Here is a 13,297-nt window from a genome sequence, read left to right as displayed (position 1 = left end):
ACCGTTCATGATTGATAAGGTTAAGCGTAAACAGTTGAGCAAGTAATTTAAGTAATTTTAGAGTAGTAGCACGTTACGCTAAACGTCTCTTTTTTATCTCAAATTAACTATATGTTAAATATTATAAGCTGGTTGTCTTAATAGCAGTAAGAATGGTTTCTGGCGCCAAATCCTCTACGCGCCAATAACTTAAATTCTGCTCAGCAACCATATTGGCTAAACGCTCACCCAATACCACATAAGAAAAGTCTGATAGTTTAAGTGGCGCATTGACTGACATTACTTGGTGTTCTGCTGCTACATCGAATGTTGTGGCAGCCTGAACGATACTTTCCCAATGCTCAAATGCAGTACCACTACTCACGATGACAATGGGTTTTGCTTGCTGTGATACGGTTATGCCAGATGTTGCATTCTGACTATTAAAACCTTGTAGCCATTGCTGATAATGCACCATGGCATCGATAGGCATTTTACGCTCGTACCAAGCAATACTATCGATATGCACACCGCGCGCCTGCAAAGTATCGACCAATAATCGTCGTCCACCAAGACCCCGCCACACAAGCAGATTATCCCCTACCTGCAGGCTATCAATCTCAGGCATCGCCAGCATACCTTCGTTATTAGCAATAGCTGGCTGTAGTACTTGATAGCTAGCAGATGGCAATTTTGCCTCATTTAACACCGCAGCAGTCGCTTCACCAACCGCAATCAGATGGCTTGGCGCTACTAAAATATTAGAGCTACCTTTTATACCCTTTACTTCTTTATCAGTCGCGCCATTAGCTTGGTGCTCACGCTCAAGCAACTGCCAAATAGCCAAACCTGAGGCTGCCGCTGTCGGACTCACGATGACCAATGCTTGATACTTGCCTGCTAGCCATTGGCGCATCACTATCATATCACTATCAGTGGTCAAACACGGTTGCAGTGTCAACATCGGCATATCAATGACCGTTAAACCTGCCGCTTGTAAATGTTGCGTCAGTAGTGCAGCACGCTCGACTGGGCGTGTATTGATGACGATCTGCGTCAGTAATAATGGCGTATTAATTGGTTGATATGAATCCGTGGACTTAGATGATGACCAAGACATAAATATACCGTTAAAAAAGCAAATAGAGTTAGCACCATCGTAGAGTCATCTAAACTATGATAACTCTATGACTGAGTTGATAATGGTGATCCAGTTTTATACAGACTAGCTATTATTCAGGATGATAGATTGCTGATAAAATCTCACCAGCACCAGCTTGCAATAACATCTCAGCAACTTCGATACCCAACTGGTTTGCTTGGGCTTCTTGCTCAGCTTGACTGCCTGTTAACGTCTGGCGCTTATCTACCTTAAGCAGCTCGCTACCATCTTCTTGACCAACGCGACCACGCAGCCATAAGGTATCGCCAGCATCGTTGTTTCCATTATCATTGCTATCATTGCCACTGTCAGCATTATTAGCAGCCAATGCATCTGCCTTTTGTAATACAGCATAAGCGGCGATAGGTACTTGGCAACCACCTTGCAGATGACGATTTAATGCGCGCTCAGCGATTAAGCGGATACGAGCTTTATCGTCATTGAGTGGTGCCAATAATTTTAAGACGTCGGCATCATCTTCACGACATTCAATCGCTAGTGCGCCTTGCCCAACCGCTGGCAAGCAAATATTGATATCTAACTCACTACGAATACGTGCATCAAGCTCAATGCGTTGTAGACCACTAGTCGCCAAAATAATCGCATCATACTCGCCTGCATCTAACTTGCTTAGTCGCGTGCCGACATTGCCGCGTAGGGTTTTAATTTGCAAATCGGGACGATAAGCTTTTATTTGACACTGACGACGCAAACTTGCAGTACCGACTACCGCCCCTTGCGGCAACTCATCGATACTATGATAAGTATTCGATACAAAAGCGTCAGTTGGTGAAGCGCGCTTGCAATAAACGCCTAGCGTCAACCCTTCTGGTAAATCCATCGGTACGTCTTTGAGTGAGTGCACCGCAATATCTGCCTGCCTATCATACAATGCCTGTTCAAGCTCTTTAACGAATAAACCTTTCCCGCCAATTTTAGCCAGTGGCGTATCCAAAATTTTGTCACCTTTAGTGACAATTTTTAGCAGATTAATGGTCATCTCAGGATACAAAGCTAGTAATCGATCACGAATATGCTCAGCTTGCCATAATGCCAGTGGGCTCTGGCGCGTAGCGATATTTAAGGTAGTCAAAGCAGGTTGCTGCATGGTGCTCATAAAAGGCCTCAATAATTTTAATACTAAACGGTCATTGCTCGACGATAATGTGAGTTTTTTGCCCACGATGGGGCGTAAAAATGGTTTATAACGATAATAATGCAAAAAAATACCCCTATTTAAGCATAAATAAGAGTTTGATGATATGGCGTGATTATTTTAGGAGACAAAGTGAGGCATGCTTAGATGTTTTGAATCTTTTCGCGCAGCCCTGGTAGATGGCGGCGGCTCACTGCCAAAGTTTCATCAATTCCTTTAAAATGTAGCTGATATTGGCCGGCATCTAAAGTCTCTAAAAAATCTAAATATTTGATATTGATGATAGCGTTACGATGTACCCGGAACAGCTTGTCTTCAAACTCTTGCTCAAGCTCTTTTAAGGTGTCATCAATGAGCACAATGCCATCCTTGTGCCGTACTTTGACGTACTTCTGATCTGCTGTAAAATAGTAGATGTCTTTGAGTTTTATCAGCTCAACACCTCGATGGGTACGCGCTGCAATATGTTCGCGCACTGGCCGCGACGTTGGACTTTCAAGCTTACGAATCTCATTGAGCTGCGCCGCATTGAGATTGGTGGCTTTTTGCAGTGCTTCGAGCAACTCGTCTTTATTGGCAGGCTTTAGCAAGTAACCAATGGCATTGGCTTTCAAAGCAGCAATGGCATAATGATCATATGCCGTCACAAAGATAATTGCGGGCGGATGTTGCAGTTTAGCAAGCTCTTGAGCACACTGTACGCCATCCATCTCAGGCATACGAATATCTAGCAATATGATGTCTGGCTGCTGAGATTTTACGGCATTAATGGCTTCGATACCTGTCTTTGCTTGGGCAACCACCTCATGACCCGACTCTTTAACAATCCTAACCAAACGCTCACGAGCTAATGGTTCATCATCACAAACTACGATCCGCATGCAAGCTCCTTTCAAGGGCATACTTTGAACATATATTTAAAAATATCAATAATATATTAGCACTTATAACCTATCATCTATAGTTGAAATACTTTAAAGTCGCTACAGTATTGCTGGTGTAAATTTTTTGCAGCCTCTGGCAGCAACGGCACAGCAAGCAAGCAAGCAAGAAAAATTTGCACCAGCAGTACGTGTTATATCGATATTACTTTTCACCGACTATAGTATAAGGAAATAATGGTTTTTGATAATAGATTTACCTTAATCATACTTATCATCTGTCCGTACTATTCATGCGATATAATAAATACTGCAATAAATATGCCACGGTTAAAAAAGCTATAAGCTAACGTCCTGTAGCGGATAATCGATCGTGGTCACAATCTGTTTGCTTGTCACCCTACTTTGGATATCTGCACTCTGACCAAAATACGCTTGTAAACGCTGCGCTTGAATATGAAAATCCATATGTTGGCGCAAATCATGATGAATCATTAAACTATTTTTAGGTAATTGCACGTTAATGGTGATTGTCACACGGTGCTGCAGCCACGTAACATGAATATCGATATATACAGTTTTAGTGCTCCTCTCGACCACATTCAGCAGCATTTTTTCAATCACACTCTGTAAACTCAAAGCAGTGATGACCATGTCATACATGATATTTTCATCAGGTAGCTGCCAACTTACTACCAACTTATCTGCCAATCGAATCGTCTCAATGGCCAAATAATGCTCACAAAGTGCCACCTCTTCTGCAAAACTGATCTCGCGCGCGCCATTAAAGCTGGCACGAAATAATACTGAAACGTGTTGTAATAAATCGGCAGCGCGAGAAGGATTGGTCTCAATCAGTGACATTAAGGTATTAATGGTATTAAAAAAGAAATGCGGTGCCAAACGAGCTTTTAATACATCATTTTGTGCGGCAAGCTTCTTTTCAAAAGATTGCTTCAACGCCGTCATTTCACGATAACGACGTAAAAAGATCAACAATCCCGTAATAGTAAATCCTGCAATAATTAAAGTATTAAAGATAACGGTTGAAATAAAAGCAGTGAGAGTAAAGGTAAAGGCGCCTGTATTGATCATCAATAACAGAACCAGTATCAACGTGATAATGGCACTGATAGTAATGATGAACAGAACATATAAGCTCACCTTCAATGTACGCATACGTTTAAAAACAGGGCGTAGATAGTCAATGAGATAAAAGGAAGGCAGTAGTGTTAAGGCAGTCTGGAAAAATCTTGCCGTCATTTTTATGGCAAATTGTGTTTCATTGACCACACTATGACGATCGACAATCGCTAAAAAAAGCGACCAAAAAAAGATTGCCAGCAGCCATTGCCAAGGTTTCATGATTTCCATGAGCCTTGGTATAAAAAACTCTAAGCGCTCCGCTAGTAAGGCAACCTCATCATTTGCTATACTTGAGTTCTTATTCTCTTGACTTGTCTTAGACTGATATGAACGCCAACTCTTCAAACCTTAGTAATCCCGATTCAAATAAAAATTCATCTGCTTCTGAGTTTAGCACAGATGCTTCTATAACAAACACTGCCGCACAAAACAGCCCTGCAAGCTCTCAGGGTCAGCAGATGTGGGGGGGACGCTTTAGTGAAGCGACCGACAGCTTTGTGGCTGCCTTTACCGCATCGGTTGGCTTTGACCAACGCTTTGCCCGCCATGATATTCAAGGCTCGGTTGCTCATGCGACCATGCTCAGAGAATGCGGTATCTTGGAAGCTGACGACGTTGCGACCATTATCGATGGTTTACAACAAGTACTGCGTGAAATCGAAGCCGGTGAGTTTAACTGGTCGATTGCCCTAGAAGACGTGCATATGAACGTCGAATCACGCCTGACCGATATCGTCGGTGCAGTTGGCAAAAAACTGCATACGGGTCGTAGCCGTAATGACCAAGTAGCAACCGATATCCGTCTTTGGTTACGCGAAGAGACCGATAATATCATTGCGCTATTGGTGCGCTTGCAAAGTGGCTTGTTAGATTTGGCTGAGCAGCATACCGATACTATTATGCCAGGCTTCACCCATTTGCAAACCGCGCAGCCGGTGAGCTTTGGTCATCATGTGATGGCATGGTTTGAGATGCTATACCGTGATACCGAGCGCCTAGTCGATGCCCGTCGCCGTATCAATCAGATGCCGCTTGGTAGTGCCGCCCTTGCTGGTACGACGTTCCCAATTGACCGTACCATTACCGCTGAGCTATTAGGTTTCGAAGGCATTTGCCAAAACTCGCTAGATGCGGTATCAGACCGTGATTTTGCCATCGAGTTTACTTCTGCAGCATCTATTTTAATGATGCATATGTCACGCATGAGCGAAGAGATTATTCTTTGGATGTCAGCACAATTTAACTTTGTGCAGATTCCTGACCGCTTTTGTACCGGCTCATCTATCATGCCGCAAAAGAAAAACCCTGATGTACCGGAATTGGTTCGTGGTAAAGCGGCACGGGTATTCGGTCAATTGATGACGCTACTTAGCCTCATGAAAAGTCAGCCGCTTGCATATAATAAAGACAATCAAGAAGACAAAGAGCCTTTATTTGATTGTGTTGACACTTTGACCGGTTCATTACTAGCATTTGCTGATATGCTACCAAATATCACACCGAATAAAGAAAATATGCGCGCTGCCACTATGAAAGGCTATGCAACTGCGACTGACTTAGCAGATTACTTGGTACGCCGCGGCGTGGCATTCCGCGATGCTCATGAAGTTGTTGGTAATGCGGTCGCGTTAGGCATTGCTGAGGGCGTTGATTTAAGCGATTTATCATTAGCTCAATTACAGCAGTTTAGCGATGCTATCGGTGAGGATGTGTTCGAGTATTTAACCTTAGAAGGCTCACTTGCCGCGCGTGACCATTTGGGTGGCACTGCACCCAATCAAGTTAAGCAAGCGATCAGCCGTGGTCGTACTCGATTGGAATTATTCGCTTAATATCTGTTTAATAGTATTAGCGCTTTATTATTAAAAATACCCGCTTTCGTTGCGGGTGTTTTTTTGAGCATAATCAGGTACAGTATTAGGCACTGTCATTTATTATCAACCCCATTAAAAAAGCTATTTAAAAAACCATTATAAACAGGAGTCATTCATGACCGAAACTTTTAACCCACAAGCCAATACCGTTTTTTGCCGCAAATATCAGCAAGACTTACCAAAAATGCCACATCCACCTTTTCCGAATAAAAAAGGTCAGGAGCTACAAGAAACTGTTTCTGAAAAAGCTTGGAAAGAGTGGCTTGAGCAGCAAACCATGCTGATTAACGAAAATCATCTCAGTATGCTCGACCCTGAAGCGAAGCAATTTTTGACCGAACAGCGCGATAAATTTTTGGATAATGAAGATTATGAGCGCGCGCAAGGCTGGACGCCAGAGAGTAAAGGTTAGAGAATTTTTCAACCTTGACATATAGCCAGTTGGCCACAGTGAATAAATACCACGCTAGAAAATAAAGCCGTTAAATGGCTGGGACTTGCTAGTGAAGTTTGCTAGTATAAGGAAGATTTACAACACTGACAGACTCGGGGTGCGATATATATTGACTGCTTAATGTGCAGTGAATGTATGGTCGCTGAGAAACCACCCGCCGAACCTGATGCGGTTAGTACCGACGCAGGGAAGTCTTAAGCCTATGTTGTATCGTGCAAAGGGCGCGCAGAAATGCCTTTTTTATTATTACCAACATGAAATAGAACTTTATACTACTAAATGCTGTTTTAATAAAAATGATGCCTACCAATCCTTTATAGATGACTTATCAAGATTTATTTTGATAAACCGTTATCTTGCGATTGAATTTGTCGGTATGAGATAGTCTTGCCCCGCAGCTACTGGCGGTGTTGATTTTACTCAAAAACCAACACGCTAGGACAGCATATGACTACTTCAGATATCGGCTCGCAAGCCACCACGCATACCCCAATAAAAGCAAGCAAAGCAGACGCGCTAAAAACCCCCGCCCATCGCAGCGAAACTGACGCCCGTTTTGAAGAAGACGCACGCGACTTGCATCGCATTTTGCCTGCCTCTCGTAAAGTCTATATCGAAGGCTCACGCCCTGACATTCAAGTGCCGATGCGCGAGATTACCTTAGACCCCACTCCTATCCAAGGCGTGTCCGAGTCCGAGTGGGAGCAAAATCCACCGTTTTATGTCTATGACACCTCAGGCGTCTATACCGACCCCAATGCCGTGATTGACTTGACCAAAGGTCTGCCAAAACTACGCGAAGGTTGGATAGATGAGCGTGGTGATACCGAACAGCTAGCGGGTTTATCAAGCTCATACGGTCTGGCGCGCGCACGTGATATCAGTACTGCAAACTTACGCTTTGCTCATATTGACAAGCCTCGCCGTGCTAAAGCTGTTGATGGGAAAGTAGGTAACGTGACTCAATTGCACTATGCTCGCCGTGGCATTATTACCCCAGAAATGGAATATATAGCCATCCGCGAAACCCAAAAACAGCATGAGCTGACTGATATGCGCCAGCACGAAGGCGAGACTTTTGGTGCGCACACGCCAGCGATTATCACTCCAGAATTTGTACGCAGTGAAGTTGCCGCGGGTCGCGCTATTATCCCTAACAATATCAACCATCCTGAATCTGAGCCAATGATTATCGGGCGTAATTTCTTGGTAAAAATTAATGCCAATATTGGTAACTCAGCGCTCGGCTCCTCTATTGATGAAGAAGTATCCAAAATGACGTGGGCAACGCGTTGGGGCGCGGATAACATCATGGATTTATCCACTGGTAACCATATTCATGAGACTCGCGAATGGCTGATTCGTAATTCACCCGTACCGATTGGTACGGTGCCGATTTATCAAGCGTTAGAAAAAGTCGATGGCGTGGCCGAAGATTTAACGTGGGAGATATTCCGCGATACCTTGATTGAGCAAGCCGAGCAAGGCGTTGATTACTTCACCATTCACGCTGGCGTATTGCTTGAATACGTACCACTAACTGCAGGACGCTTAACTGGTATCGTCTCGCGTGGTGGCTCTATCATGGCACAGTGGTGCATGTTTCATAATAAAGAAAGCTTTTTATATACCCATTTTGAAGACATCTGCGAGATTATGAAACAGTATGATGTGGCGTTTAGTTTGGGCGATGGCTTACGTCCGGGCTGCTTGCAAGATGCCAATGATGAAGCGCAGTTTGGTGAGCTGCGTACCCTTGGCGAGCTGACCCAAGTGGCATGGAAGCATGACGTACAGGTCATGATTGAAGGTCCGGGACACGTAGCGATGAACCGTATTAAAGAGAATATGGATTTGCAGCTTGAAGTTTGTGCTGATGCGCCCTTTTATACTTTGGGGCCTTTGACGACTGATATCGCTCCCGGTTATGACCATATTACCAGCGCCATTGGGGCGGCGATGATTGGCTGGTTTGGGACGGCCATGCTCTGTTATGTCACGCCAAAAGAGCATTTGGGTTTGCCGAATAAAAAGGATGTCAAAGACGGCATCATCACTTATAAAATCGCCGCTCATGCTGCTGACCTTGCTAAAGGACACCCCGGTGCGCAGGCACGTGACAACGCGTTATCCAAAGCGCGTTTTGAATTCCGCTGGGATGATCAGTTTAATCTAGCGCTTGATCCTGATACGGCGCGCGAATTCCATGATGAAACCTTACCCAAAGACGCTCATAAATCCGCACATTTTTGCTCCATGTGTGGTCCAAAGTTTTGTTCAATGAAAATCACTCAGAATGTCCGTGAGTATGCCAAAGGATTAGATGCCAAATAAACTGACAGAAAAACCTCACAAAGAAGCTCGGCAGTTATATAAAAAAGTATAGAAATACAATGCTAACAATTATTGTTCAAGTATAAAAAAAGCCCCTGTTATGTGCAGGGGCTTTTTTTATACTAATAGGTGAATGCTTTCAACTTAAAATTTCAAATTAGACTCTAAAAGTTAAACCTTAGAAGCCTCATAAATCTCATCAATCGAAGTGTTAATAGTATCAGCAAATTCTTGATCGCTTTGCTGCTTGCTCAAGCCTTCAGTAAAGGCACGCGAGAAACTGGCAATCATACCTGGGTTTTGCTTCAATTTTGCACAGGCATCCGTGCGACTATAGCCGCCTGATAATGCGACGACCTTGAGTACTTTTGAATGGTCAATCAGTTCTTGATAAAATCCGGCTTCTTCAGGCAAGGTCAGCTTGAGCATCACTTGTTGCTCATCATTTAAGCGCTCAAGATTACGTAAGATACTGGTTTTAAGAATCAGCTCACACTCATGCTTTTGCTCACTATTGATATCAATTTCTGGCTCAACGATCGGCATTAGACCCTTTGATAAGATTTGCTTTGCTACGTCAAACTGCTGCTGGACAACCAACTCAATACCATCAACACTTGGCTCATAAATCACGGAGCGCATTTTAGTACCAAAGACTGGATAGTTTTTTGCTTTGTCCAATAATAGATCTAGTTTTGGCATCGGACGCATGACTTGCACGCCATTCATACGCTCTGCTAAGCCTTTGTCCACCTTTAAAAACGGGACGATTTGCTTGTCTTCCCATAAATAGTTGGCAGTGGGCTTACCATTAACTGCGCGCTCCATAGTATCTTCAAACAAAATCGCCCCAAGTACTCGCTCATTATCAAAGCAGTCGCACGTCATGATACGCGCTCGCATCTCATGCACTTGGTCAAACATAGCTTCGTCATTGTCATAGGCATCGCCCATGACCCCATAGTTCTCTAGCGCTTTGGGCGTGCTGCCACCACTTTGGTCAAGGGCTGCGATAAATCCTGAACCATTTTTGATACGTTGTAGCTGTTTGTTATATTGGATTTGATATTCCATGGAAAGAGCATCCTATTTTATTTATTGAGGTCAAGTGTCACAAATGATGTTGTTAGCTGATATTAGTTTGATTGTTCGGCTATAACCTTACCATAGGATGCTATATGTGCCTATAACTGAACGGCAAAAGCATTTATAAAAAATTTTTCATACCTGTATTACGCCAAAAATATCTACGGCAAAAACAAGACTGCCACACAAAAAATTGCCAATAATAAGCCCAATATCTTGATACGGTTGAGTGATTCTTTAAATACGCCAACGCCTATAAGGGTAGCGACAGCGATGACACCTACGTTCATACCCGTAAAGACGATACTTGGCGATTCTGACAATACTTGATGAGCGCGAATATAAGCATAAATATTACCCATATTTAGCGCACCAAGTAATATCCCTGCCGTAAGTGCCTTACCCTGCCAGCGTACGCGCATGATGAGCAGATAAATCAACAATAGCAGACCTGCCAGACCAAAACTGACAAAGAGTGTCAGTGGAAAGGCAGCACCTTGCTTGGCAACTTGTTTGAATAGAATATCAATAACGCCGTAGCCTGCCCAGACGCCAAATAACCATAGCGGTGTCTGCTTGGCTTGTTTGCTAACAAGCCCTTGTTGCGGACGATAAACCAGCGCTCCGAGCGCCAAAAAACCAAGCACTAAGCCAAAAATGCGTGTGCCTGTCAATACTTCACCAAACAATAAAAAAGCGGCGACAATAGGAATAATTAATGACAATCGCTGAGCAGCATCAGTAGCTACCATACCGACTGCTTCAATCGCGCGCCCGAGTATAATAAATACCGCAGGCAGTAGTACACTAAGAGCGATAATAATGGTCCATGCTCCATTAATGGCACTCATGTCACTGATGTCTGGATTGAGTAAAAACCAAGTCAATAAGAAGGCGACTGGATAACCAGCAACGATGGTTTGACGAATATCAATATGGCGCTGACGCAATATTTTAAGTAACACAGACACGGCAACGCTACACAGCACCGCTATCGTTAAATACATCATAACTCTTTGCCTTAGTCATCCCTCATGTCAAGGATGTCTCTATATCAATGTTAATTTAAAAGGAGAGAAAGCCGTAGAATGTAACAATATATTTCTTATGCAGCAAGCTATTTATGCCCATGTATCATAAGATGGTTCTATGAATGTCTGATGCGTTCAAATTACAATTAGCCTGTAAGCGTGAGGGTTAAGATTTGCTAAAATAGCACACTACTTACTCACTTATATAATGGCTCAAGATGGCGTCTATTCACGCTTATCTTGACGTATTGCTATTGCCTATGAACGCTCTATTTCGCTTTTTTGAAAATCGCCTACCCGCCTTCCCTGAAACCCCAATGCCGCTGCCTTCACCTCGTGATGGCATGCTAAAGTTTTTGTGGGCATGTACTAATGGTCTACGCGGCTGGCTACTGCTGTTTATGATTTTGTCAGCCGGTATCGGTATTTACGAGGCCATGCTCTTTGCTTGGATTGGAAATATCGTTGACTGGCTTGGGGTTTATACCCCGCAAAATCTGTGGCTAGAAAAAGGCGATATGCTGCTCTTGATGCTAGCAGTGATGATTGTCAGCCCATTGTGGATTGCCTTATCCTCATTTATCCATTTTCAGACTTTGCAAGGGGTATTCCCAATGCAGATGCGCTGGCGTTTTCACCAGCGTATGCTTGGTCAATCGATGCAGTTTTATCAAGATGAGTTTTCTGGGCGCGTCTCTGCTAAAGTGATGCAAACCGCATTGGCAGTACGTGATACCGTTATGACAGTTACTGACATGTTCATGTATGTCGCTGTCTATTTTATTACTTCAGGTATCATTCTCTTCAATCTTGATAGTTTGCTACTGATTCCCTTTATCGCGTGGTTTGTATTAGTTTGGCTTGCGATGTGGTATTTCATACCCAAACTCAAACAAACGGCTATTGTACAAGCAGATGCGCGCGCCTTGATGACGGGGCGCATTACTGATGCCTACGCCAATATTATGACCGTCAAGCTGTTTAGTCACTCGCGCCGTGAGCTCAGTTACGCCAAAAACGCCATGGGGCAGTTTTTGGGTACTGTCCATGCACAAATGCGCTGGGTCAGCTATCTTGAGTTTTCAACGCATTTGATTAGTGTGATTTTGGTCAGTAGTACTGCTGGTATCGGCTTGTATTTATGGCAACAAGAAGCCATTGGTGTCGGTGCTATTGCTGCTGCAACTGCCATGGCGCTACGCTTGAATGGTTTAACGCGTTGGATTATGTGGCAAACGGCAAGTTTGTTTGAAAGTATTGGTACGGTACAGGACGGTATGCGTACCTTATCTGCACCGCAAACCATCATTGACAAACCCCATGCACCAGCGTTAAAAGTCACAGAAGGTCGTATCGTCTTCGATCATGTTGATTTTAGTTATGAGAATGACAACGATGATGCAGACAATAGTGATGGTGAAAATTTAAACGACGGCAATCTATCAGCCACGTCTACTATCAAACTTCTCGATAATTTTTACTTGGACATCAAACCCGGCGAAAAAATCGGTCTGGTCGGGCGTTCAGGTGCCGGTAAATCCACCTTGGTCAATCTACTCTTACGCTTCTTTGATGTCGACAAAGGTAAAATTCTCATTGATGGTCAAGCGATTGATGAGGTGACCCAAGAGTCCTTGCGTCAGCAAATCGGTATGGTGACTCAAGATACCTCTCTATTGCATCGTACCGTACGCGAGAACATCGCTTATGGTCGTCCTGATGCTACTGACGAGCAGATTATCATCGCAGCAAAACAAGCTCAGGCATGGGACTTTATTAAAGAGTTGTATGATGATAAAGGTAACATGGGGCTTGATACTCAAGTGGGTGAACGCGGCGTCAAGCTCTCTGGTGGGCAACGTCAGCGTATCGCTATCTCGCGTGTCATGCTAAAAAATGCGCCTATTTTGCTATTAGACGAAGCCACCAGTGCGCTCGATTCTGAGATCGAATTTGCAATTACTGAAAGCCTGAACGATATTATGACTGGCAAGACAGTTATTGCTATCGCCCATCGCTTATCAACCATTGCCGCTCTTGATAGACTGGTTGTGATGGATAAAGGTCAAATTATTGAGCAAGGCAGCCATGATGAACTGTTAAATCTACAGGGTGTTTATGCTCGCTTATGGCATCGCCAAAGTGGCGGCTTCTTAGGTGAAGACAGTTAATTAAAAGCGCTTTATTAAGAACA

At 43.7% G+C, this 13,297-nt stretch carries 10 protein-coding genes and 1 riboswitch; of the genes, 4 read left to right on the top strand and 6 right to left on the bottom strand.

Features of this window, described 5'->3' with window-relative positions:
* Positions 1-121: 121 nt before the first annotated feature.
* The 4 genes from AC0J5Y_RS00515 to AC0J5Y_RS00500 form a co-directional block, all read right to left on the bottom strand.
* Positions 122-1,099, bottom strand: a complete 978-nt coding sequence (locus tag AC0J5Y_RS00515) for a uroporphyrinogen-III synthase (protein WP_475131052.1) — start codon at positions 1,097-1,099, stop codon at positions 122-124.
* Positions 1,100-1,211: 112 nt separating this feature from the next.
* Positions 1,212-2,258, bottom strand: coding sequence for a hydroxymethylbilane synthase (gene hemC / locus AC0J5Y_RS00510; protein ID WP_475131051.1), 1,047 nt, complete (start codon positions 2,256-2,258; stop codon positions 1,212-1,214).
* Between the two features lie 182 nt (positions 2,259-2,440).
* Positions 2,441-3,178 carry a LytR/AlgR family response regulator transcription factor gene (locus tag AC0J5Y_RS00505; protein ID WP_475131050.1) on the bottom strand — a complete coding sequence of 246 codons (738 nt, stop codon included), beginning with the start codon at positions 3,176-3,178 and terminating at the stop codon, positions 2,441-2,443.
* 339 nt (positions 3,179-3,517) lie between these two features.
* A complete protein-coding gene (locus AC0J5Y_RS00500) occupies positions 3,518-4,543 on the bottom strand; it encodes a histidine kinase (RefSeq protein WP_475131049.1) in 1,026 nt (341 codons plus the stop codon).
* A 239-nt stretch (positions 4,544-4,782) separates the two neighbouring features.
* Here AC0J5Y_RS00500 and argH point away from each other — a divergent pair, with 239 nt between their 5' ends.
* From argH to thiC, 3 genes are all read left to right on the top strand, one after another.
* The gene (argH, locus tag AC0J5Y_RS00495; RefSeq protein ID WP_475132039.1) at positions 4,783-6,156 is read left to right on the top strand and encodes an argininosuccinate lyase; all 1,374 of its coding nucleotides are present in this window, start codon (positions 4,783-4,785) and stop codon (positions 6,154-6,156) included.
* Between the two features lie 157 nt (positions 6,157-6,313).
* Complete coding sequence (locus AC0J5Y_RS00490) at positions 6,314-6,610, top strand: oxidative damage protection protein (protein WP_475131047.1); 297 nt, start codon at positions 6,314-6,316, stop codon at positions 6,608-6,610.
* A 125-nt stretch (positions 6,611-6,735) separates the two neighbouring features.
* Positions 6,736-6,859: riboswitch (TPP riboswitch) on the top strand.
* A gap of 240 nt (positions 6,860-7,099) precedes the next feature.
* Entirely contained in the window at positions 7,100-8,986 is a 1,887-nt protein-coding gene (thiC, locus tag AC0J5Y_RS00485) for a phosphomethylpyrimidine synthase ThiC (RefSeq protein WP_475131046.1), read from the top strand.
* Positions 8,987-9,157: 171 nt separating this feature from the next.
* On the opposite strand, the gene AC0J5Y_RS00480 is transcribed toward thiC, so the two are convergent.
* Positions 9,158-10,048 carry a fructose bisphosphate aldolase gene (locus AC0J5Y_RS00480; protein ID WP_475132175.1) on the bottom strand — a complete coding sequence of 297 codons (891 nt, stop codon included), beginning with the start codon at positions 10,046-10,048 and terminating at the stop codon, positions 9,158-9,160.
* A 185-nt stretch (positions 10,049-10,233) separates the two neighbouring features.
* The gene (locus AC0J5Y_RS00475) at positions 10,234-11,082 is read right to left on the bottom strand and encodes an EamA/RhaT family transporter (RefSeq protein WP_475131045.1); all 849 of its coding nucleotides are present in this window, start codon (positions 11,080-11,082) and stop codon (positions 10,234-10,236) included.
* Between the two features lie 281 nt (positions 11,083-11,363).
* Between AC0J5Y_RS00475 and AC0J5Y_RS00470 the strand changes: the two genes are divergently transcribed.
* Positions 11,364-13,274 (top strand): ABC transporter ATP-binding protein, encoded by a 1,911-nt coding sequence (locus tag AC0J5Y_RS00470; RefSeq protein WP_475132174.1) that lies wholly within the window; start codon positions 11,364-11,366, stop codon positions 13,272-13,274.
* Positions 13,275-13,297: the final 23 nt, after the last annotated feature.

This window comes from Psychrobacter sp. TS_SC_6 (genome assembly GCF_056156305.1).
The sequence above is the reverse complement of the archived record's forward strand: the minus strand, read 5'-3'. Positions and strand labels throughout refer to the sequence as shown.

Excerpts from the sequence above, each read along its gene's own strand:
- argH (WP_475132039.1), top strand. The coding sequence starts at position 4,783 with ATGTGGGGGGGACGCTTTAGTGAAGCGACCGACAGCTTTGTGGCTGCC.
- AC0J5Y_RS00505 (WP_475131050.1), bottom strand. The coding sequence starts at position 3,178 with ATGCGGATCGTAGTTTGTGATGATGAACCATTAGCTCGTGAGCGTTTG.
- AC0J5Y_RS00515 (WP_475131052.1), bottom strand. The coding sequence starts at position 1,099 with ATGTCTTGGTCATCATCTAAGTCCACGGATTCATATCAACCAATTAAT.
- thiC (WP_475131046.1), top strand. The coding sequence starts at position 7,100 with ATGACTACTTCAGATATCGGCTCGCAAGCCACCACGCATACCCCAATA.
- AC0J5Y_RS00470 (WP_475132174.1), top strand. The coding sequence starts at position 11,364 with ATGAACGCTCTATTTCGCTTTTTTGAAAATCGCCTACCCGCCTTCCCT.
- AC0J5Y_RS00475 (WP_475131045.1), bottom strand. The coding sequence starts at position 11,082 with ATGATGTATTTAACGATAGCGGTGCTGTGTAGCGTTGCCGTGTCTGTG.
- AC0J5Y_RS00500 (WP_475131049.1), bottom strand. The coding sequence starts at position 4,543 with ATGAAACCTTGGCAATGGCTGCTGGCAATCTTTTTTTGGTCGCTTTTT.
- AC0J5Y_RS00490 (WP_475131047.1), top strand. The coding sequence starts at position 6,314 with ATGACCGAAACTTTTAACCCACAAGCCAATACCGTTTTTTGCCGCAAA.
- hemC (WP_475131051.1), bottom strand. The coding sequence starts at position 2,258 with ATGAGCACCATGCAGCAACCTGCTTTGACTACCTTAAATATCGCTACG.